At 70.1% G+C, this 20,738-nt stretch carries 18 protein-coding genes and 1 tRNA gene; 8 read left to right on the forward strand and 11 right to left on the reverse strand.

Annotation, left to right across the window (positions count from 1 at the left end):
• Nucleotides 1-103: 103 nt before the first annotated feature.
• The gene (locus tag ACLBWH_RS13080; protein ID WP_447799369.1) at nucleotides 104-736 is read left to right on the forward strand and encodes a nicotinamidase; all 633 of its coding nucleotides are present in this window, start codon (nucleotides 104-106) and stop codon (nucleotides 734-736) included.
• Here ACLBWH_RS13080 and ACLBWH_RS13085 read toward each other — a convergent pair.
• The 10 genes from ACLBWH_RS13085 to ACLBWH_RS13130 all read right to left on the reverse strand — a co-directional run bounded on the left by ACLBWH_RS13085 (nucleotide 733) and on the right by ACLBWH_RS13130 (nucleotide 12,889).
• Nucleotides 733-1,425 (reverse strand): FadR/GntR family transcriptional regulator, encoded by a 693-nt coding sequence (locus ACLBWH_RS13085; protein ID WP_322850623.1) that lies wholly within the window; start codon nucleotides 1,423-1,425, stop codon nucleotides 733-735. The two genes, ACLBWH_RS13080 and ACLBWH_RS13085, sit on opposite strands and share 4 nt — an antisense overlap.
• Nucleotides 1,422-2,165 (reverse strand): helix-turn-helix domain-containing protein, encoded by a 744-nt coding sequence (locus ACLBWH_RS13090; RefSeq protein ID WP_447799370.1) that lies wholly within the window; start codon nucleotides 2,163-2,165, stop codon nucleotides 1,422-1,424. Before ACLBWH_RS13090 ends, ACLBWH_RS13085 begins: the two co-directional genes overlap by 4 nt.
• Before the next feature lie 63 nt (nucleotides 2,166-2,228).
• The gene (locus tag ACLBWH_RS13095; RefSeq protein WP_447799372.1) at nucleotides 2,229-3,515 is read right to left on the reverse strand and encodes an MFS transporter; all 1,287 of its coding nucleotides are present in this window, start codon (nucleotides 3,513-3,515) and stop codon (nucleotides 2,229-2,231) included.
• Between the two features lie 199 nt (nucleotides 3,516-3,714).
• Nucleotides 3,715-5,115 carry an FAD-binding oxidoreductase gene (locus ACLBWH_RS13100; RefSeq protein WP_447799373.1) on the reverse strand — a complete coding sequence of 467 codons (1,401 nt, stop codon included), beginning with the start codon at nucleotides 5,113-5,115 and terminating at the stop codon, nucleotides 3,715-3,717.
• Between the two features lie 5 nt (nucleotides 5,116-5,120).
• Nucleotides 5,121-7,307 carry a TonB-dependent receptor gene (locus ACLBWH_RS13105; protein ID WP_447799375.1) on the reverse strand — a complete coding sequence of 729 codons (2,187 nt, stop codon included), beginning with the start codon at nucleotides 7,305-7,307 and terminating at the stop codon, nucleotides 5,121-5,123.
• Nucleotides 7,308-7,425: 118 nt separating this feature from the next.
• Complete coding sequence (locus tag ACLBWH_RS13110; RefSeq protein ID WP_447799377.1) at nucleotides 7,426-8,187, reverse strand: SDR family NAD(P)-dependent oxidoreductase; 762 nt, start codon at nucleotides 8,185-8,187, stop codon at nucleotides 7,426-7,428.
• Between the two features lie 13 nt (nucleotides 8,188-8,200).
• Nucleotides 8,201-9,718, reverse strand: coding sequence for a carboxylesterase/lipase family protein (locus tag ACLBWH_RS13115; RefSeq protein WP_447799379.1), 1,518 nt, complete (start codon nucleotides 9,716-9,718; stop codon nucleotides 8,201-8,203).
• Nucleotides 9,719-9,820: 102 nt separating this feature from the next.
• Nucleotides 9,821-10,381, reverse strand: a complete 561-nt coding sequence (locus ACLBWH_RS13120; protein ID WP_447799381.1) for a GAF domain-containing protein — start codon at nucleotides 10,379-10,381, stop codon at nucleotides 9,821-9,823.
• 193 nt (nucleotides 10,382-10,574) lie between these two features.
• A complete protein-coding gene (locus ACLBWH_RS13125) occupies nucleotides 10,575-11,954 on the reverse strand; it encodes a sensor histidine kinase (protein ID WP_322850615.1) in 1,380 nt (459 codons plus the stop codon).
• 281 nt (nucleotides 11,955-12,235) lie between these two features.
• Nucleotides 12,236-12,889: a response regulator transcription factor gene (locus tag ACLBWH_RS13130; RefSeq protein ID WP_447799383.1), complete on the reverse strand. Its 654-nt coding sequence runs from the start codon at nucleotides 12,887-12,889 to the stop codon at nucleotides 12,236-12,238.
• A gap of 107 nt (nucleotides 12,890-12,996) precedes the next feature.
• Here ACLBWH_RS13130 and ACLBWH_RS13135 point away from each other — a divergent pair, with 107 nt between their 5' ends.
• Genes ACLBWH_RS13135 through ACLBWH_RS13155 form a run of 5 tightly spaced genes read left to right on the forward strand, consistent with a single transcriptional unit; the run spans nucleotide 12,997 to nucleotide 18,599 of the window.
• Nucleotides 12,997-14,073, forward strand: a complete 1,077-nt coding sequence (locus ACLBWH_RS13135) for an ABC transporter substrate-binding protein (protein ID WP_447799385.1) — start codon at nucleotides 12,997-12,999, stop codon at nucleotides 14,071-14,073.
• Nucleotides 14,070-15,563, forward strand: coding sequence for a porin (locus ACLBWH_RS13140; RefSeq protein WP_447799387.1), 1,494 nt, complete (start codon nucleotides 14,070-14,072; stop codon nucleotides 15,561-15,563). Before ACLBWH_RS13135 ends, ACLBWH_RS13140 begins: the two co-directional genes overlap by 4 nt.
• A gap of 20 nt (nucleotides 15,564-15,583) precedes the next feature.
• Nucleotides 15,584-16,888: a CitMHS family transporter gene (locus tag ACLBWH_RS13145; RefSeq protein ID WP_447799389.1), complete on the forward strand. Its 1,305-nt coding sequence runs from the start codon at nucleotides 15,584-15,586 to the stop codon at nucleotides 16,886-16,888.
• Nucleotides 16,885-17,964: an AbrB family transcriptional regulator gene (locus ACLBWH_RS13150; protein ID WP_447799391.1), complete on the forward strand. Its 1,080-nt coding sequence runs from the start codon at nucleotides 16,885-16,887 to the stop codon at nucleotides 17,962-17,964. The genes ACLBWH_RS13145 and ACLBWH_RS13150 overlap by 4 nt, the downstream gene beginning before the upstream one ends.
• On the forward strand, nucleotides 17,940-18,599 hold the full coding sequence (locus ACLBWH_RS13155; protein WP_447799392.1) for an alpha/beta fold hydrolase: 660 nt from the start codon (nucleotides 17,940-17,942) through the stop codon (nucleotides 18,597-18,599). Before ACLBWH_RS13150 ends, ACLBWH_RS13155 begins: the two co-directional genes overlap by 25 nt.
• 83 nt (nucleotides 18,600-18,682) lie before the next feature.
• On the opposite strand, the gene ACLBWH_RS13160 is transcribed toward ACLBWH_RS13155, so the two are convergent.
• Nucleotides 18,683-18,769 (reverse strand) — tRNA-Leu (locus ACLBWH_RS13160).
• Nucleotides 18,770-18,878: 109 nt separating this feature from the next.
• On the opposite strand from ACLBWH_RS13160, the gene ACLBWH_RS13165 reads away from it, so the two are divergent.
• Both ACLBWH_RS13165 and ACLBWH_RS13170 read left to right on the forward strand, forming a co-directional pair.
• A complete protein-coding gene (locus tag ACLBWH_RS13165) occupies nucleotides 18,879-19,808 on the forward strand; it encodes a complex I NDUFA9 subunit family protein (protein ID WP_447799394.1) in 930 nt (309 codons plus the stop codon).
• A 9-nt stretch (nucleotides 19,809-19,817) separates the two neighbouring features.
• A complete protein-coding gene (locus tag ACLBWH_RS13170; RefSeq protein WP_447799396.1) occupies nucleotides 19,818-20,615 on the forward strand; it encodes an undecaprenyl-diphosphate phosphatase in 798 nt (265 codons plus the stop codon).
• The last annotated feature ends 123 nt before the right edge of the window (nucleotides 20,616-20,738 follow it).

The following is a 20,738-nucleotide window of genomic DNA, read 5'->3' on the forward strand; positions in this document are numbered from 1 at the left end:
ACAGCGACCGCCAAGCCCCTCCAACGCGCGAACGCCGGTGTGGACGCAGACATTGCGCGTTGTCCTGCTTTGCCGGCGGGCGGTTCGCCCGGTAAGAGGCGGCATGGACCCCAGCGACGTCACCCCCGCAGATGCGCTCGTCATCGTCGATCCGCAGATCGACTTCTGTCCCGGCGGACGGCTCGCGGTGGCGGACGGAGACGCGGTAATGGGGCCGATTGCGGACTTGGCCATGCAATTCGCGCATGTCGTGGTGACGCAGGACTGGCATCCTGCGGGCCACAGCTCGTTCGCCAGCAGCCATGCCGGACGGCAGCCGTTTGAGACAATGCGGATGCCCTATGGCGAGCAGGTGTTGTGGCCGGACCATTGCATCCAGGGCACGCCCGGCGCCGATTTTCATCCCGCGGTTGATGCGGCGGTGGCGCGGGCGGGGCTGATCCTGCGCAAGGGGCAGCATCCCGACGTCGATTCCTATTCGGCCTTCTTCGAGAACGACAAGACGACGCGCACCGGGCTGGCGGGCTATCTGCGCGATATCGGGGTGCGGCGGTGCGTGTTCGTCGGCCTCGCCTACGACTTCTGCGTGGCGTGGTCGGCGCTGGATGCGCGGCGCGAGGGGTTCGCGGCGGCGATCCGGAAGCCGTACACGCGCGCCATCGCGATGCCGCTGGCGCAGGGCACGACGGTGGATGCGATCGAGGTGCAGCTCAGCGCCGCCGGAGTCTCGTTCTAGCGGACGAAGATGTCGCTGATCGCGCGGTCGAAATGCGCGTCCATCAGCGTCGCGGCGGCGGCGGCGTCGCGGTCGGCGATCGCCGCGGCAAGATCGCGGTGGACGGCGAAGACCGTCTCGCGCTGTTCGAGCGTCTCGCGCGTCTGCCAGGCGGTGGGGACGGCGACGCGCATCAATTGTTCGAACGAGCGGACGATCTGGTGGAACAGCGCATTGCCGCCGGCGCGGGCGATCGCCTGATGGAAGGCGATGTCGTGGCGGATCAGCCGGTCGAGATCGTCGGCACTCGTCGCCATCTGCGCGGCATGATCGACGATCAGGCGGGCGTCGGCGTCGCTGCGATGCGCGGCGGCGAGCGCGGCGGTGCGCAGCTCCAGCGTGCGGCGGACGTCCCAGACGTCGCTGGTGGTGATCTGCGCGGTGGCGACGGCATGGTCGATCGAGGCGGCCATCACCGAACCGTCGATCGCGCCGACCCGCGCCTTGCGGCCGTTGCCGACGTCGATGACGCGCAGCGCGGCGAGGGCGCCGAACGCCTCGCGCATCACCGCGCGGCTGACGCCCAGGTCGCTGGCGAACTGGCCCTCGCCGGGCAGGGTGTCGCCGACCTTGAGGTCGGCGCCGCGGATATGGTCGCGGACGCGGCGCACCGCCTGATCGACCAGCGAGCCGGAGAGATCGGCCGTCATGCGGCGAGCGGGTGACTGCGCAGCTGCGTCGGCGGCTGGCCGTAGCGGCGCGAGAAGGCGCGGGTGAAGCTGGCGTTGTTGAGATAGCCGCAGCGATAGCCGATCGACGAGACCGGCAGGTCGGTCGCGAGCAGCAGCTCGCGCGCGCCGCTCAGCCGCCGGTCGGTGATCGCGTCGGCGACGCTCATCGCGAACATCGAACGGAAGCCGCGGGTGAGCTTGGCGCGATTGAGGCCGCAGGCGCGCGAGATCGAATCGAGCGTCAGCTTCTCGTGCCAGCGTTCGTCGATCAGGCGGCGGGCGGCGGCGATCCGCTGCGCCTCGCCGGCGGACAAGGCGCCGCTGCCGTCGGCGGGGATCAGGCTGCCGTCGCCCAGTTTCTCGAAGGTCGCGCAGATCAGCTCGATGCATTTGGCGATGCGCAGCGTCGCGGCGGCGGCGCTCGCCAGCCGGCCGGGTTGCAGCGTCAGCGCGATCGCGCGCATGTCGCTGGGGATATGCCAGGTGCCGGCGCGATCGGGAGCGCCGCCGAAGATGCGGGTGCAGGCGGTGGTCGCGACGACGAAGGCGATATCCGCCGACTCCAGCGCGTCTGCGGCGGGGGCCGGATGGAAGTCGAAGGTCGCGGGTGCCAGCCGGTAACCGAACGCCACCGCCTCGAACGGCCAATCCGCCACCGGCAACGGTCCCTCGCCGATGAAGGCGAACATCTCCGGCGATACCTCGACCCGCGTTTTCATCCTGACCTCTCGTTATATCGTTGAGGGCGTGATGAACCTATCCGATAGCTGATGCAAGAGCTTTCAGATAGGTTCGGTGGTCGCCGTCGCGGGCGCGCGGCGCATCGCGACGAAAAAGGCGATCAGCGACAGCGCGCTGGTCGCCGCGCCGACGGTGGCGAGGCCCTGGTCGAGATGCGATTCGCCGCCGAACAGGCTGCTCGCCGCGGCGACCAGCGTCGGTGCGACGCCGAAGCCGATCAGCCCGGCGATGGCGATGAACGCGCCGATACACAGGCCGCGCAGTTCGTTGGGGATGAGCACGGTCAGCGCCACCGAGGTGACGACCCCGGTCACCGCGCCGCACAGCAGCAGCAGCCCGAGCGCCGCGCCGAACAGCGGGACGGAGGGCGCTATCGGGAACAGCCCGGCGGGGATGCCGAGCGCGGCGGCGATCACCGCGCCGATCAGCAGGCCGCCGCGGCGGCCGCTCTTCTGCCCCCAGTCGGCGGAGAAGCCGCCGATCACCGCGCCGAGCAGGCCGGCGACGAAGATCATCGTCCCCATCCAGCCGGCGACCTGATCGGGGCGCAGCCCGAAACTGCGCGACAGGACGGGCGCGGCCCAGATCGCCGCGGCGGCGTCCGCCATCACGACGCTGACCTGCCCCATGAACAGCGGCAGCAGGAAGGCGCGGCGCGCCCACAGCTCGCCGGCGACGATGCGGAAGGGGGCGTGGGTGCTCGCGGCGACTTCGTGGCGGACGGGTTCGCGCAGCAGGAACAGCGGGATCATGAACGCCGCGCCCATCAGCGCGAGCGCGAGATGCGCGCTGCGCCACGGTGCGGCGTGCCAGAACCAGCCGGGCGCGCCGCCGTGGAGGAACAGGCCGAACAAGGCGCCGGTGAGGCCGAAGGCCATCGCCTGCCCCAGCGACTTGCCGAGGTTGACGACGAGCAGCGCGCGGCCGCGCTGCGTCGGCGGGCAGAGATCGGCGCAGAGCGACAGCGCCGCGGTGAGCGCGCCGGTGGTGCCGATGCCGGTCAGCATGCGCGCGACGAACAGCAAGGCGACGCTGTGCGCGACCGCGGTGAGGAAGGTGCCGAGGACGAAGGTGGCGACCAGCACGATCATGATGCGGACGCGATTGTGCCGGTCGACCCAGATGCCGATCGGGACTGAGAACAACGCGAGCGGCAGCGCGGCGCTGAGGCCCTGGATGAGGCTGAGCGTATAATCGCTGAGGTGGAGTTCGGCCTTGGCGCCTTCCTGCACGGTGCCGAACGACGCCATCATCGTGAAGCCGAGCATCATCGCCAATGCGAGCGCGAGCAGCGGGAGGAGCGAGCGGGAGAAAGCGGGGGTCGGCATGGCTGGCTCCTGTTGGGGTAGGTCGTCGGACGGTCAGCGCGGGCCAAATTCCTCCCTCGCTTCAGCGGGGGAGGGGGACCGCCGGCGTAGGCCGGTGGTGGAGGGGGCGTTTCCGCGAAAACCGACTTCGCCGTATCCTCCCCCTCCGTCACGCCCTTCGGGCGCGCCACCTCCCCCTAGCGGGGGAGGAATTTGAGGGTTACAAACTGAAGATCTTGCCCGGGTTGAACAGGTCCTTCGGGTCGAGCGCGCGCTTCAGGATGCGCATCACGTCGACCGCGTCGCCGAGTTCCTCGACCAGCCAATGCTGCTTGCCGATGCCGATGCCGTGTTCGCCGGTGCAGGTGCCGTCCATCGCCAGCGCGCGGGCGACGAGGCGGGCGTTGACGCCTTCGACCTCGGCGAGGTCCGCCTTCGACTCCGGGTCCATCGCGAAGATGACGTGGAAATTGCCGTCGCCGACATGGCCGAGGATCGTCGCGGGGACGCTGCACGTCGCGAGGTCCGCCTTGGTCGCGGTGATGCATTCGGGCAGGCGGCTGATCGGCACGCAGACGTCGGTGGCCCAGCCGACCGCGCCGGGGCGCAGCGCCACCGCGGCATAATACGCCTCGTGCCGCGCCTTCCACAATCTGCCGCGCTCTTCGGGGAGGTTGGACCAGGCGAAATCGCCGCCGCCATTCTCCGCGGCGAGCATGCCGACCATCTCGACCTGTTCGGCGACGCTGCCCGGCGAGCCGTGAAATTCGAAGAACAAGGTCGTCACCTCGGGCAGCGCGAGCTTCGACCAGGCGTTGACCGCACGGATCTGCATGTCGTCGAGGATTTCGACGCGGGCGAGCGGCACGCCGGCCTGGATCGACTGGACGACGGTGGTGATCGCGCCTTCGAGGCTGGCGAAACCGCAGACCGCGGACGAGATCGTCTCGGGGATAGGATGCAGCCGCAGCGTCACCTCGGTGATGATGCCGAGCGTGCCCTCGCTGCCGACGTAGAGGCGGGTGAGGTCGTAGCCCGCCGCGGACTTGCGCGCGCGGCGTGCGGTGGTGACGACCTTGCCGTCGGGGGTGACGACCTTGAGGCTCAGCACCGCCTCGCGCATCGTGCCGTAGCGCACCGCATTGGTGCCGCTGGCGCGGGTCGAGGCCATGCCGCCGATCGTCGCATTGGCGCCGGGATCGATCGGGAAGAACAGGCCGGTGTCGCGGAGATGCTCGTTGAGCTGCTCGCGGCGGCAGCCCGCCTGCACGGTGCAGTCGAAATCCTCGGCGTTGACCGCGACGATCTGGTTCATCTCGCCGAGATTGACGCTGACGCCGCCGCGTACCGGCACCGCATTGCCCTCGATCGAGGTGCCGGCGCCGAACGGCACGATCGGTACGTCGGCGGCGACGCAGAGGTTGACGAGATCGACCACGTCCTGCGTCGAATGCGCGAAGACGACCGCGTCGGGCAGGACGACGTCGAAATGCGCCTCGTTCGAGCCGTGCTGGCGCAGCATCGCGTCGGTGAGATGCAGCCGCTGTCCGAACCGCTCGCGCAGCCGCTCGAGGAACGCCGGGTCGAGCGCGGCGCGGGGGAGGGCGGTGTCGATATGCATGGGACCTAGAACCTGAAGCCGAGGCGGACGCCGATGCGGCGGCGATCGCCGATGATGCCGAGATCGGAGGCGGGCAGGCCGGCGAGGGCGAGCGTCGTCTTTTCGATATAGGCGTCGAAATAGTTCTTCTGGAGAAGGTTGTTGGCGAACGCCGCGACCTCCAGCGGACCGGTGCGATAGGTGATCGCGGTGTTGACCAGCGCATAGGGGCGCAGGAAGGTCGGCGTCGTCTGGTTGAGCGTCGCGGCGAGGCGGCTGCCCTTGGCGACGACGCCGCCGGTCAGCGTCAGCGTATCCTCGCCGCCGAGGCGGATGGTGTAGTCGCTGTAGATATTGCCGCTGAAATCGGGCTGGAAGGTCAGCCGGTCCGACGACAACGTGCGGCCGGTGACCAGCGTATAGGGCGAGGAATCGGTCAGGCGGGCGTGGATGTAGGTGACGCTGCCGTTGATCGTCCAGTTGGACACCGGCCGCACCGTCGCCTCCAGCTCGGCACCGTAGCTTTCGACGTCGCCGCTGTTGAGATCGACGGTGACGAGGCCGCCGCCCGCCGCCGGCGCGATCGAGTTGAGGCCGATATAGTTGGAATAATCGTTGTAGAAGACGTCGCCCGACAGGCTGAACGCGCGATTGGGCGAGACGTATTTCGAGCCGATCTCATAGGTCCATGCCGAATCGCCCTTGTAGGTGCGGATCGGCGCGGTCGGCGCGTTGAAGCCGCCGCCGCGATAGCCGCGCGCCACCGACGCATAGGTCATCAGCTGGCTGGTCCAGTGGCGGGTGACCGACAGGCGCGGTTCGACCTGATCGGACTTGAGCTGCGCGTTGGAGATGGTGGTCGGCAGCGTCGCGGCACCGACGGTGATCGCGATATCGCCGTCGGCGCTGCGCTTCTCGTGATCGTAGCGCAGGCCGAGCGCGATCTCCCACGCCGGGGTCGGCTTCCAGAAGATCGTGCCGAAGGCGGCATAGGTGTCCGCCTTGGTGGCGTTGTTGGTCAGGCGGGTGAGGTTGGCGGGCAGGATGCGGGTGCGGTCGAACGCGGTCGCCTCCTCACGGCTGTAGAACAGGCCGAGCAGGGTGCTGAGCGTGCCGCCGAGTTCGGTGTCGAGGCGGGTCTCGACCGTCTTGGTGCGCAGGCTGTCGGTGCCGTTGCTGCGCGCGATGTCGGCGGGGCCGAAATCGGCATCGCTGTTGGGCGACACGCCGTTGCGCGCGTCATAGGAGCCGACGAGGGTGAATTTGGAATTGATCGCCTCGATCGGCGTCTCCAGCCGCGCGTTGACGCCGCGATAGCGATATTGGATGCGGTTGGGCGCGTTGAACTGGACGATGCGCGAATAATCGGTCGGGCCGGTGACGCGCGCATAAGGCGTGTTGGCGCCGTCGACCCAGTCGTAATAGCCGTTGACGGTCAGCACGACGTCGCCGGTCGGCACGAAGCGGATCGTGGTGTTGAGCGAATCGGTCTTGAACGGGCTGGCATCGATGCCGAGCAGATTGTTGCGCAGGAAGCCGTCCTGCTGGCGGTGGCCGGCGGCGACGCGGACCTGCAGCACGTCCTTGATGATCGGGCCGCTGACCGAGGCGGAGGCGAGGATGCTGTCGTCGGGGCCGGCGAAGCTGAAATTGCCGCGTGCCTCGGTCTCGTTCGACGGCTGGCGGGTGATGACGTTGATCGCGCCGCCCAGCGTGTTCTTGCCGTACAGCGTGCCCTGCGGGCCGCGCAGCACCTCGATCCGGTCGATGTCGAGCAGCGGATTGTTGAGATAGGACGTGTTGGGCTGGTAGATGCCATTGATGAACAGGCCGACGCCGGGCTGCACCGACTGCACCAGCGTGACGCCGACGCCGCGGATCGAGACGAAGGCGCGGCCGGCACCGTCGCTGGCGATGTTGAGCCCGGGGGTGAGCGACGCGGCCTCGCGCACCGAATTGACGCCGCGCTCGGTCAGCGTGTTGCCGCTGATCGCGGTGGCGGCGATCGGCACGTCGAGCAGCGATTCGGCGCGCTTGCGGGCGGTGACGACGATGTCCTGGTCGCCGGTCTGCGGTGCGGCGCCGGTGGCGCGGCCGGGCGGGGCGGTGTCGGTGACGTCGGGAGCTTCGGCGACCTGCGCGGCGGCGGGTGCGGCGAAGGCGAGCAGTGCAACGGGCGCGGTGGTGACGGCAAACAGGGTGCGAAGGCGCATCTTTTATCCTCTCTTCGGCCGGTGAGTCTCCGCCCACCTGTCAGAAAGGTGTGTGCGCCTTTCGCTACCTATCCGAAAGGTAAGGCGGATATGCCGATCGGCTCTGCCGCTTCGCCGATCACCAGCAGCTGTAGCCGCCGTCGGCGAGGACGATGCTGCCGGTCATCAGGCTGGCGGCGTCGCTGGCGAGGAAGTGGACGATCGAGGCGACCTCCTCGGGCTCGCCGAGCCGGGCCTGCGGCGTGCCGTCGATCCAGCGGCGGTACATCTCGCTCTGCTTGTCGGCGAAGGCGTTGAGCGGGGTGGCGATATAGGTCGGCGCGACCGCGTTGACGCGGACGCCGCGCGGCGCCCATTCGGCGGCGAGGCTGCGGGTGAGCTGGTGTACCGCGGCCTTGCTGGCGTTGTAATAGCTCTGCGGCTGCGGGCGGTTGACGATGAGCCCCGACATCGAGCCGATGTTGACGATGCTGCCCGTGCCGCGCGCGAGCATATGCCGGCCGAAGGCGCGCGCGCACCAGAAGGTGCCGTTGAGGTTGACGTCGAGGACGTTGCGCCATTGTTCGTCGGTGACGTCCTCGGCGGGGGTGTCGCTGCGCGCGATGCCGGCGTTGTTGACGAGGATGTCGACCGCGCCGGCGCTGTCGGCGATGCGCGTCACCGCGGCGGGATCGGTGACGTCGAGCAGCACGCCGTCGATGGCGCGGCCCCGCGCGCGCAGGCGCTCGATCGCGGCACCGAGCGCGTCGGGATCGCGGTCGGCGAGGATGACGCGCGCGCCGGCCTCGCCCAGCGCATCGGCGCAGGCATAGCCGATGCCCTGCGCGGCGCCGGTGACGAAGGCGGTGCGCCCGTCGAGGCGCAGGCGGTCGAGATACATCTGGGGAATCCGATCAGGGCAGGAAGGCGGCGGCGGGCATCACCGGCTCGGCGACCGGCTGGCCGGCGGCGAGCTGGTAGACGATGCGGCCGTCGCGCTCGAACGGCGCCCAGGGGAGGCTGCCGTCGCGGGCGAATTGCACCCAGAGCGCGTGGATGCGGTCGGCGAGGTCCTGCGGCGGCGCATCGCCGCACAGCCCTTCCGCGCCGGTGCAGGTGGCGAGGCTGTCGAAGACGAAGGGCAATTCCATGCCGTGCGACGCGCCGAGCCCGTCGCCGTAGCGCGGCGAGCGCCATTCGAATTCGTACATATGCGTACGGCCGCGATGCTCCTCGGCGAACCGGCGCGCGGGCCAGCGAAAGACGAGGTCGGTCATCGCATCGGTCAGCGCCTGTCCGGCGGGCTTGCCGCGCCCCATGCCATAGGCCTTGAGCACCGCCCAGGCGCTCGGCTGCGACTTGCGCAGCACGACCCAGGCGAGCAGCTTGCCGATCGCGGTGTTCAATTTGTCGCGGACGCCGCTGGGGACGAGGTAGAGGTTCATCTCCTCGCGGTTGCTGCCGATCAGCAGTGCGACCTCGGCACCGGCGCCCTGTTCGAGCGCGTCGAGCGGGGCGAGCGGCAGCACGTCGTCGCCGTGGACGGGGACGAAGCGGCTGATCCCGAATACCGGCTCCCGCCCGTCCGCGCCACGCAGATCGAGCCGGGTGGTGGGCAGCGAGACCGTCTCGACCGCGTCGAGCAAGGGCTCGCCGGGGGCGATGCGTTCGAAACCGGCGCGATCGGGGGTGACATCGAGCAGCGCGGCCATCTTCTTCACCAGCCGCTGCGCGACGGGGATCGTGCGGGTCATGCCGCCATGGCCGCTCTGCACGATGGCACGATGGAACAGCCCCTTGGCGAGCGGCGAGGCGATCAGGTCGGCGATCGCCATCGCGCCCGCGCTCTCGCCGAACACGGTGACGTTGGCGGGGTCGCCGCCGAAGCCCGCGATCTCGTCACGCACCCAGCCGAGCGCGGCGATCATGTCTCGCAGGCCGAGGTTGGTCGGCACGCCGGGGATCGGCAGGAAGCCGTCCACCCCCATGCGATAGTTGATCGCGACATAGACGATGCCGTCGCGCGCGAAGCTCGCGCCGGTCTGTACGCCCGCGTCCTTGCTGCCGACGACGAAGCCGCCGCCGTGGATGAACACCATGACCGGGCGCGCCTTGTCCTCTTCTGCGTCCACTCCCGCCGGGCACCAGACGTCGAGCGCGAGATACTCGTCGCCCGGCGTCCAGCCCTCGCCGATCAGCGGCGCGGCATCGAGGCCGGGCAGCTTGCGCGTCCGCTGCGGCGCGTTGGGACCGGACGCGACCGCCTGCCGCACGCCGGACCAGCGCGCCACCGGCGCCGGCGGCGCGAACCGCTGCGCCCCGACGGGAGCCGCGGCATAGGGAATGCCGCGGAAGACGGTGAGCGCGCCGAGGCGGCGCCCTTCGACCGGTCCGGCAGCGGTTTCGATCACGGGAGGGGGAAGCGACGACATCGCAATACTATGCCGCGAGCCACGCGCGTGGCGTAGCGCCCATCGTTATGCCGATCGGGTGATTTGCCGTGCCCGGCGACGGCGGCCTGCCTTCCGCGCCGATCACACGTCGGATTCGAGCCGTAGCCGCCAGGGCGTCGGCGCGGCGGGCGGGGCGGGGGCGATGGCGGCGATGGCGCGTTCGGCTTCGTGCGCCATCATGACGAGCAGCGAGCGGTCGAAATCCTCGGTCAGCGGCGCGCTGTCGGCGATGCAGATCGCGCCGAGCGCCATGCCCGCCTCGTCGTGGATCGGCACCCCCGCATAGAAGCGGACGAAGGGATCGCCGGTGACGCTGTCGAATTTGGCGAAGCGGGCATCCTCGCGCGCGTCGGGAACGACGAGCGCATGGCCGCCCTGCTGGATCGTCACCGCGCAGAAGGCGGTGCTGCGCGCCGTCTCGGCGATGCCGAGGCCGCGTTCGGCGAGCAGCACCTGCGAGCGTTTGTCGATGATCGAGATCGCCGCATAGGGGCGGTGATAATGATCGCGCACGACATCGACGATCCGCGCCAGTTCGGTGCTGCCGCGCATCGATACCGCCCGGCTGCGATCTACGGCAAGCTGCCGCGTCTTCTCGGCAGAGAAGGCATCGAACCATGAACTAACGCGCGGTTCGTCCACCGTGCTCTCCCACTTGTTTCATCAACAACCCCAAGTATCGCAATTAGTTGCCAGACAATGCAATCGAAAACGCAAAGCAAAGCCGGGCGATGTCGACAGGTGTCGTCAGCATCGCGGAGCACGTCGGCCGAAACTAATCGAACCGATATGAGGATAATGCTGGTTAACTAACCATTTACTATGGCCGGGTTCGTCAGGGCGACGGCGCGTCGGGCAGGTGGAGGAGGACGACGAGGCCGGGTTCGGCGTCGGCCAGCCGCAAGGTCGCGCCGATCCGCGCCGCGGCGGAGCGGACGACGGCGAGGCCGAGGCCGCTGCCGTCGGGCGCATGGCGGTCGCCGAGCCGGACGAACCGCTCCAGTGCGCGGTCGCGGTCGGCTGCGGCGATCCCGGGGCCGTCGTCGCGGACCGACAGATCGACGCCGCCGCCGGCCGCGCGGATCGCGACGGTGACGGTGCCGCCGCGCCGGTTGTAGCGGATGCCGTTGTCGATGAGGTTGCTGAGAATCTCGACCAGCAGCGTGCGATGGCCGTGCACCCAGGCGGGGGTCGCCGCGGCGTCGAGCTGGAGTTCGACGCCGGCGTCGATCGCCTGGCCGATGCGGCGGCTGATGACGCGCACCGCGACCTCGCGCAGATCGACGCGTTCGAGCGGCGGCGCCGCGCCCGCTTCCTCGGCGCGGGCGAGCGCGAGCAGTTGGATCAGCAGCCGTTCGAGCCGCGCGGCGGCGGTGGCGATCTCGTCGAGCGCCTCGCGCGAGCCGCGGCGGGCAAGCTCGATCTGCACCTTGAGCACCGACAGCGGCGTGCGCATCTGGTGCGAGGCGTCGGCGGTGAAGCGGCGCGTCGCGGCGGTGGCGGTGTCGAGCTGGGCGAGCAGCCGGTCGAACGCCTCGGCGAGCGGCCGCAATTCGAGCGGCAGCGGGCCGGCGTCGATCGGCGACAGGTCGGGCGCGGCATGGCCCTCACGCGCCTCGACCGCGCCGCGCAGCCGGGCGAGCGGGCGCAGGCTCCAGCCGAGCGCCGGGCGCAGCAGCAGCATCGCGATGCCGACCAGGGCGAGCTCGCCGCCGAGCAGCGCGATCATCAGCCGGCGGCTGAGCGCGCGGCGGCCGTCGAGCGTCTCGGCGACCTGGACGACGACGGGGCGCTCGATGCCGGGCAAGGCGCGACGCACCTCGGCGATGCGGATGCGCTGGTCGCGATAGTCGGCGAAGCGGAAGCGCGGCTGGTCGATCGCGAGCGCGTCGGCCGCGGGCGCGGGAAGGTCGGCATAGCCGGTGAGCAGATCGCCGCCGACGGCGATGCGGTAATAGACGTTGTCGCGCTCGCTGTTCTCCAACATGCCGAAGGCGGCGGGCGGCAGATCGAGCGTCACCTCGCCGCGCTCGACCTGCACCGTCTCGGCGATCGCGCCGAGCGCGCCGCCGAGCACGCGGTCGTTGGTGCGGCGAACCACGTCGGCGATCAGCGCCGCGCCGGCGACGCCGAGCAGGATCGCGACGCCGAGCAACGGCCCGAGCATCGCGACGAGCAGCCGCGTGCGCAACGCGATGGCGCGGGGGGCGGGCATCAGGTGATACCTCGGAAGGTCATGCGCGAAGCTCCGGTCGGGTTCTGGAGGGTTCCGGGCATGTCTCACTCTGGATTGGTTGGTGACCTCCGCAATACGCTTGGTGTACCCCGGCGAAGGCCGGGGCCCTGTTGGGAAAGCCGCTGTGAGTCACGACGACCCTCACCCAACTGGCCCCCGGCCTCTGCTGGGGTACGGGCTTGGTATGGGGTGGGACTTTCGCGAAAGTCTCGCCTGCGTCGGAGCGCGGGTAGCGGTGGCGGCGCGCTTGCCCTCCCGCCTCACCCGGCATCGAGCAGATACCCAACGCCGCGCACGGTGCGGATCTGCGGGCCGTCGGGGGCGAGCTTGCTGCGCAGGCGGGTGACGTTGACCTCGATCGCATTGGGACCGACCGGTTCGTCATAGCCGAACACCTCGGCGAGCAGCAGTTCGCGCGGCACGACCTGGCCGGCGCGGGTGGCCAGCGCGTCGAGCACCGCCCATTCGCGGCGGCGCAGGTCGAGCGCGCGGCCGCCGACCTCGGCCTGGCCGGTCGAGCGGTTGAGGGTCAGCGCGCCGATCGTCACCACCGGGGTCGGATCGCCGCCGCGGCGGCGGCCGAGCGCGCGGACGCGCGCCTCCAGCTCCTGCGGCTCGAACGGCTTGCGCAGATAATCGTCGGCGCCGAGATCGAGTCCGCGCACCCGGTCGTCGAGCGCGTCGCGCGCGGTCAGCATCAGTACCGGCACCTTCTCGCCGCGCCGGCGCAGCCGTTCGAGCACGGTGAAGCCGTCGATGCCGGGCAGGCCGACGTCGAGGATGACGAGCGCATAGGGTTCGCCCGAGATCAGCGTCAGCCCTTCTTCGCCGCTCGCCGAATGATCGACCGCGTGGCCGCTGGCACGCAGCAGGGCGGCGATGCTCCTCGCCAGCGCCGCATCGTCCTCGATCATCAGGATTCGCATGGTTTCACCCGGTGAAAGGTTGCTGACAGGTGCGCCGGATATCCCACGATGGCAGCTTATCCGATCACAGAAGCGGAAAAGCGAGAGGAGCCGGGATGCGGACGATCCTATTCGGGACGATGATGATGCTGGCGGCAGCAGGGACGGCGCACGCGCAGACCCGGCCGGCGGGCTATCCGCGGTCCTACGACGCGCTGATCGCCGCGGCGAAGGCGGAGGGCGGGCTGACCGTCTACGGCAATGCCGACTCCAGCGAGCTGGTCGGCGTCGTCGCCGGCTTCCACCGCCTCTATCCCACTATCCGCGTCCGCTACGTCGACCTCGGCTCGATCGAGATCTACCGCCGGCTGGTCGGCGAGACGCGCGCGCGGCGGCCGTCGGCGGACCTCGTCTGGTCGTCGGCGATGGCGTTGCAGGTCAAGCTGATCAACGACGGCTTCGGCCAGAGCTATGCCAGCCCGGAGAAGCCGGCGCTGCCGCCGCAGGCGGTGTGGAAGAACATCGGCTATGGCGTCACCGCCGAGCCGATCGGCATCGTCTACAACCGCAAGCTGATCCCCGACGCGCAGCGGCCGCGCAGCCATGCCGCGCTCGAGGCGCTGTTGCGCACGCGACGCGCGCGATTCACCGGCCGCGTCACCACCTTCGATCCGGCGCGGTCGAACGTCGGCTATCTGTATCTGACCGAGGATCTCGCGATCACCCGCGACAGCCGCGCGCTGATGACGGCGATCGCGGCGACCAGGCCGGTGCTGGCGGAGCGGACCGAGCCGATGCTCGCCGCGGTCGCCGCCGGGCGGCAGGCGATCGCCTATAACGTCGTCGCATCCTATGCGCTGGAGCAGGCGAAGCGCGATCCGCGGCTCGGCGTGGTGCTGCCGAGTGACTATACGATCGTCAGCTCGCGCATCGCGTTCATCGCGCGCCAGGCGCGCGCGCCGGCGAGCGCCAAGCTGTTCCTCGATTTCCTGTTGTCGCGGCGCGGCCAGAGCCTGCTCGCCGCGCGCAGCCTGTGGCCGGTGCGCGCCGACGTGCCCGCGCGGCGGCTGCCCGCGGCGCAGGCGCGCCCGATCCGCGTCGGGCCGCAACTCCTCGTCCCCCTCGACCGCATCACCCGCCAGCGCTTCCTGCGCGACTGGCAGGCGATCCTTGCCGGAGCCCCCACGTCATGATCCTGCGTACCGGATGCGCCCTGTTGGCGCTCGTCGCCGCTACGCCTGCGCTCGCGCAGACGCCCTCGCAGGCGGACCTCGCCGAGCTGGTGCGGGCGCAGGCGGCGGAGATCGCGGCGCTGAAGGCGCGGCTCGACCGGGTCGAGGGGCAGCAGGCGCTCGCCGCGGCACCGCCCCCCGCTCCGGCGCCCGCCCCCGTGCAGACGCCGCCGCAGCAGGTCGCGCAGGCCGCGCCGCCGCCGGTGCGCCGCACGGTGCCGTTCGCGCCGCAGCTCGCGCCGCCCGGCCCCGCCGACCGCGACGTCGCGCAGGCGACCGCTGCGCGCGACAATCCGTCGGGGGTGACCACCGAATGGGGTGCGGGTCTGCCCGTCTTCCACTCGGCCGACGGCGTCTATACGTTCAAGCCGCGCGGCCGCATCCTCGCCGACGTCAGCAGCACCTTCGGCTCCAAATCGGACACGCGCAACCTCACCACGACCGGCATGCGCGCGCTGCGCCTGGGGCTGGAAGGCGGCGTCGGCACGCATTTCTTCTACCAGATGGAGGCGGATTTTTCGGAGAACGAGGTCGATGTCGTCACCGCCTTCATGGGCTGGCGCGACCGGATCAGGCCGGGGCTCGATTACGACGTGCGCGCCGGGCATCTGTTCAACGACCGCGGCTTCGAAGGCTCGACCGGATCGGATTCGACGCCGTTCCTCGAACGCACCACGGTCGCCACCGCGATCATCCCCCAGCGCGGTTTCTACGGCATCGGCATCATGCCGCGCCTGTTCTGGAAGACCGGCCACGCCTCGCTGACCGTAACCGGCGACCGCGTCGACGGCACGCAGGCGGTGAGCGACGGACGCACGCTGCTGGGCCGCGCGCACTGGAACCCGGTCAAGACCGACGACACGGTGCTGCACGTCGGCGCCTGGGGCTTCGACGAGAGCCTGTCGCCCGCGGCGACGACGCTGACCCGCAACACGGTGATCGGCGGCCGCTTCAACGGTGGCCTGCGCGTCTCGACCGGCACGTTGCTCGGCGGCACCGGCACCACCGGCTATGGCGCGGAGCTGGGCGGCTATCGCGGGCCGTTGTGGGTGATGGGCGAGGCGGGGCGGCGCGTCGCGCGGCTCGACGGCGGCCGGCCCGATTTCGTCAGCAAGGCGTGGAGCGTGTCGGGCGGCTTCTTCCTCACCGGCGACCTGCCGCCGTACAATCCGCGGCTCGGCAGTTTCGGCCAGCCCAAGGTCAAGCGGCCGACTTTCGACGGGGGTCCCGGCGCGATCGAGCTGACCGCGCGCTATGAGAGTCTCGATTACACCGACCTCATCACCGGCGGCGAGGGCTGGGCGGGGACCCTCGGCGTGAACTGGTACCTCAACAGTTTCACGCGGCTGCAGGTCAACGGCATCCATTGGGACACCGACAATCGCAGCGGCGCCGTCACCGGCGCCGATTCCGGCGAGACCGTCAGCGCCCGCGTCGCCGTCACCTTCTGATCTTTCCAAGGATTTTGCCCATGGATTTGGCGCTGCTCGGCTTCCTGATGGTGGCCACCTTCATGACGCTCATCATGACCAAGCGGATGACGCCGCTGGTCGCGCTGATCGTCATCCCGACGCTGTTCGGCGTGATCGCCGGCCAGGCCGCGGGGCTCGGCGACATGATGATCGACGGGATCAAGAACCTCGCGCCGACCGGCGTGATGCTGCTGTTCGCGATCCTGTTCTTCTCGACGATGACCGATACCGGCCTGTTCGATCCCCTGGTCGGCCGGCTGATCCGGCTGGTCCACGGCGATCCGACGCGCATCCTGCTCGGCACCGTCGTGCTGTGCGCGCTGGTCAGCCTCGATGGCGACGGGTCGACCACCTACATCATCACGATCGCCGCGCTGCTGCCGCTCTACAAGCGCTACGACATGAACCGATTGTATCTGTGCTGCCTGTTGATGGCGACCAGCGGCATCATGAATCTCACCCCCTGGGGCGGCCCGACCGCGCGTGCGGCGAGCGCGCTGAAGCTCGATCCGGCGACTTTGTTCCTGCCGCTGATCCCCGGCATGATCGCCGGCCTCGCCAGCCTGCTCGCGCTCGCAATTTGGTTCGGCCGCAAGGAGCGCGTGCGCATCGGCACGGTGGAGGCGCGCGACGAGACCGACTTCACCGGCATGGCGGTGTCGCAATATCCCGAGGCGCGGCGGCCCAAGCTGATCTGGTTCAACGGCCTGCTCGTCGTCACGCTGCTGACCCTGCTGGTCTGGGGGCTGTTGCCGCTGTCGGTGCTGATGATGATCGCCTTCGCGATCGCGATGATCGTCAATTACCCCGGCGTCGCCGAGCAGAAGGAGCGGATCGCCGCGCATGCCGGCAACGTGCTGTCGGTGGTGTCGCTGATCTTCGCCGCGGGCATCTTCACCGGTATCCTCGGCGGCACCGGCATGGTCGAGGCGATGAGCAAGGAGGTCGTCGGCATGATCCCGCCGGTGATGGGGCCGTATATGGCGCCGATCACCGCGTTGCTCAGCCTGCCCTTCACCTTCTTCATCTCCAACGACGCCTTCTATTTCGGCATGCTGCCGATCCTCGCCGAGGCGGGGGCGCATTACGGCGTCTCGCCGATCGCGATCGCGCGCGCCTCGCTGATGGGGCAGCCGGTGCATCTGCTCAGCCCCCTGGTGCCCTCCACCTATCTGCTGGTCAGCCTCGCCGGGGTCGATCTCGCCGATCACCAGCGCTTCACCTTGCTGCCGGCGATCATGGTCTGCGCGGTGATGACGCTGGTGGGCATGATCGCGCTCGCCTTTCCGTTCGTCGCCGGGTGAACCGCGACGCCGCCTCGATCGGGCTGCGCTTCGCCGCGGCGCTGCTCGTCGGCGGCGCAGGCGGCGCGCTGTTCCATGCCGCGGGCGCGCCCTTGCCCTGGGTGCTCGGCTCGATGGCCGCCTGCGCCGCGGCGAGCGTCGCGGGGGCGCCGATCCGCGCCTCGGCGGCGACGCGGCGGCCGATGGCGGCGGTGATCGGCGTCGTGCTCGGCAGCAGCTTCCACCCCGGGCTGATCGCGCAGGCGCGCGACTGGCTGGTGCCGCTCGCGCTGCTGCCGCTGTTCCTGGCGAGCGCGGCGCTGCTCTGCGTGCTCTATTTCCGCAAGGTCGCACGCTTCGACCCCGCCACCGCCTATTTCGCCGGCATGCCCGGCGGCATCGCCGAGATGGTGCTGATGGGTGCCGATCGCGGTGCCGACGAGCGCGCGATCGGGCTGATCCACGGCGCGCGCATCTTCCTCGTCGTCTTCGCTCTGCCCTGGGCGGTGCATCTGATCCGCCCTGCGGCGGAGCAGGCGATGGCCGCGGCGCCCGCCGGCGGCGGCACGCTCGACCCCGCGCTGCTGCTCTGGGGCGGCGGCTGTATCGCGCTCGGGCTGCTGCTCGGCCGGGCGCTTCGGCTGCCCGCCTGGCATCTGATCGGGCCGCTCGCGGTCAGCGCCGCGGTGCACCTGACCGGATTGAGCGACTTCCGCATCCCCGGCTGGATCGTCGGCGCGGCGCAGGTCGGCCTGGGGGCGACGATCGGCTGCCGCTTCGTCGGGCTGACGCTGGCGACGCTCGGGCGCACCTTGCTGCTCGCCGCCGGCTCGACCGCGATCCTGCTGACGCTCACCATCGCCTGGGCGGCGGCCATCGCCGCGCTGACCGATCTCGATCCCGTCTTGCTGGTGCTCGGCTATTCGCCCGGCGGGCTGGCCGAGATGAGCATGGTCGCCCTCGGCCTTTCGCTCGAACCCGGATTCGTCATTGTCCACCATCTCACCCGCGTCGTGCTGGTGCTGATCGGGGCGCCGCTCGCCTTCCGCCGCACCCAACCCCCGGAGACCGTATGGACCGACCGCGCCTGCCCCTGATGCTGCTGCCCGCGATGGGCTGCGACGGGCGCCTGTGGGCGCGCCAGATCATGGACCTCGCCGACATCGCCGAGCCCGACTTCGCCGACCTGTCGCAGGATACGACGATCGGTGCGATGGCGGCGCGGGTGCTCGCCGCGATGCCGCCGCGCGGCGCGGTCGCCGGGGTCAGCCTCGGCGGGTATGTCGCGCTGGAGATGGTGCGCCAGGCGCCCGAGCGGATCACCCGCATCGCCCTGTTCGGCACGCGTGCCTCGATGGAGCCGCGCGCGCGCACCGTCGCGGACCAGGGCCTGATCGCCACCGCGCCGCATGCCGATCCGCAGCTGTCGGCGATCGTCAGCGGCCCGGCGCTGGCGATGGCCGAGCGGCTCGGCCCGACCGTCTTCGCGCGCCAGCAGGCGGCGCTGCTCGCCCGTCCCGACATCGCCGAGGCGATTCGCGCGATCCGCGTGCCGACGCTGGTCGCGGTCGGCGATCGCGACCGGATCTGCACCCCCGACGACGCGCGTGCGCTCGCCGAGGCGATTCCCGGCGCGCGCCTGCACGTGCTGCGCGGCTGCGGTCATCTCTCGCCGATGGAGCGTCCCGGCGAGGTGACGACGCTGCTGCGCCACTGGCTGCGGGCGGGGTAAGGACTGAGGTATGGGCGGTGTGGCCCGGCGTTCGCGCCGGGGCGTCGCGCCGTCCGGCCGCGGCGGACGCCGGGGTCGGAAAATGGTGCCCAGAAGAGGACTCGAACCTCCACGACCTTGCGATCGCCAGCACCTGAAGCTGGTGCGTCTACCAATTCCGCCATCTGGGCACGGGGTAGGGGGCGGCCTTTAGGGGGCGGTCGCCGCGCTTGTCAACACGGGTTTCGCGGGGCAAGGGGCGAAACATCAGCACAGCGACGAAAAAATGAGGCCCGGGCGATGAAAGACAAGCTGGTTACGATCTTCGGCGGCGGCGGATTCGTCGGCCGCTATGTGGTGCAGGCGCTGCTGCGCGGGGGCGCGCGGGTGCGCGTCGCCGAGCGCGATCCGCGGCATGCGTGGTTTCTCAAGCCGTTGGGCGGCCTCGGCCAGACCCAGTTCGTCGCCGCCGACGTGACGCTGCCCGATACGGTGCAGCGCGCGGTGCAGGGCGCCGACGCGGTGATCAACATGGTCGGGCTGCTCGCCGGCGATTTCGAGCGCGTCCATGTCGGCGGCGCGCGCAACGTCGCCGAGGCGGCGGCGGCGGCCGGCGTCGGCACGTTGGTCCATATGTCGGCGATCGGCGCCGATGCGAGCGCGCCCTCCGCCTATGGCAGCAGCAAGGGGCGCGGCGAGGCGGCTGTGCAGGCCGCTTTCCCCAACGCCGTGATCATCCGCCCGTCGATCGTGTTCGGCCGCGAGGACCAGTTCATCAACCGCTTCGCCGGGATGATCGGCAAGGCGCCGGTGGTGCCGGTGCTGCGTGCACCGGTGAAGTTCCAGCCGGTGTTCGCCGGCGACGTCGGCGATGCGATGGCGGCGGCGACCGACGCACGCTTCGCCGGCCAGACGTTCGAACTGGGCGGCCCCGACGTGATGACGATGGGCGAGATCATCCGCTGGATCGCCAAGACGATCGGCCGCAGCCCGTCGATCATCGAATTGCCCGATGCGGCCGGCGCCTTGCTCGCCAAATTGCCGTTCGCGCCGATCACCAACGACCAGTGGCTGATGCTCCAGCGCGACAATGTCGTCGCACCGGACGCGCAGGGTCTTGCCGCGCTCGGCATCGATCCGACCCCGCTGCAGGCGGTCGCGCCCGAATGGCTCGTCCGCTTCCGCCGTACCGGCCGGTTCGGTCGCCGCGCCGAAACCCTCGCCGCTTAAGGACTATTCATGGACCTGCTCACCGTCATCCTCCTCGGCATCGTCGAGGGGGTCACCGAATTCCTGCCCGTCTCCTCGACCGGGCATCTGATCCTCGCGGGCACCTTGCTCGGCGTGCAGGACCAGGCGACCGCGACCTTCGACATCGTGATCCAATTGGGCGCGATCCTCGCGGTGATCGTCCTTTATTGGCGGCGGTTCTGGGACGTCGCCGTCGGCCTGGTCGGCGGCCAGCCCAAGTCGTGGGCGTTCGTCCGCAACATCGCGCTCGGCTTCCTGCCCGCCGCGGCGATCGGCGTCGTCGTCTACAAGGCGGTCAAGGCGCTGCTCGAAAGCCCGACGGTGGTCGCGGTCGCGCTGATCGTCGGCGGTATCGCCATCCTCGTGATCGAGCGGCTGGTGAAGCAGGCGCGGATCGAATCGGTGGAGGCGATGCCGTGGAGCACCGCGCTCGGCGTCGGTGTCGTCCAGTGTCTCGCGATGATCCCCGGCGTCAGCCGCTCGGGCGCGACGATCATGGGCGCGCTGAGCCTCGGCGTCGATCGGCGCGCGGCGGCGGAATTCTCCTTCTTCCTCGCGATCCCGACGATGCTCGCCGCCTCGGGCTACGATCTGCTCAAGTCGGGCGCGACATTGGGGCAGGGCGAGTGGCTGAGCATCGCGATCGGCTTCGTCGTCTCGTTCGTCGTCGCCCTGGTGGTGATCCGCTGGTTCGTCGGAATCGTCAGCCGTCACGGATTTGCACCTTTCGCCTGGTATCGGATCGTCGTCGGCGCGGTCGCACTGGTCGCGCTGCAACTGAGGTAGGTCCGGTTCATTACCTTGTTCGCTGCGGCTGCAGCGAGGAAGCGTGCGAAGGGCGGAATGAGGCACCTAACTAAGGCAGTATAACTGCCATATTGGCGATTTTGTGCGTGACATGGTTGGCTT

This window comes from Sphingomonas sp. M6A6_1c (assembly GCF_053345135.1).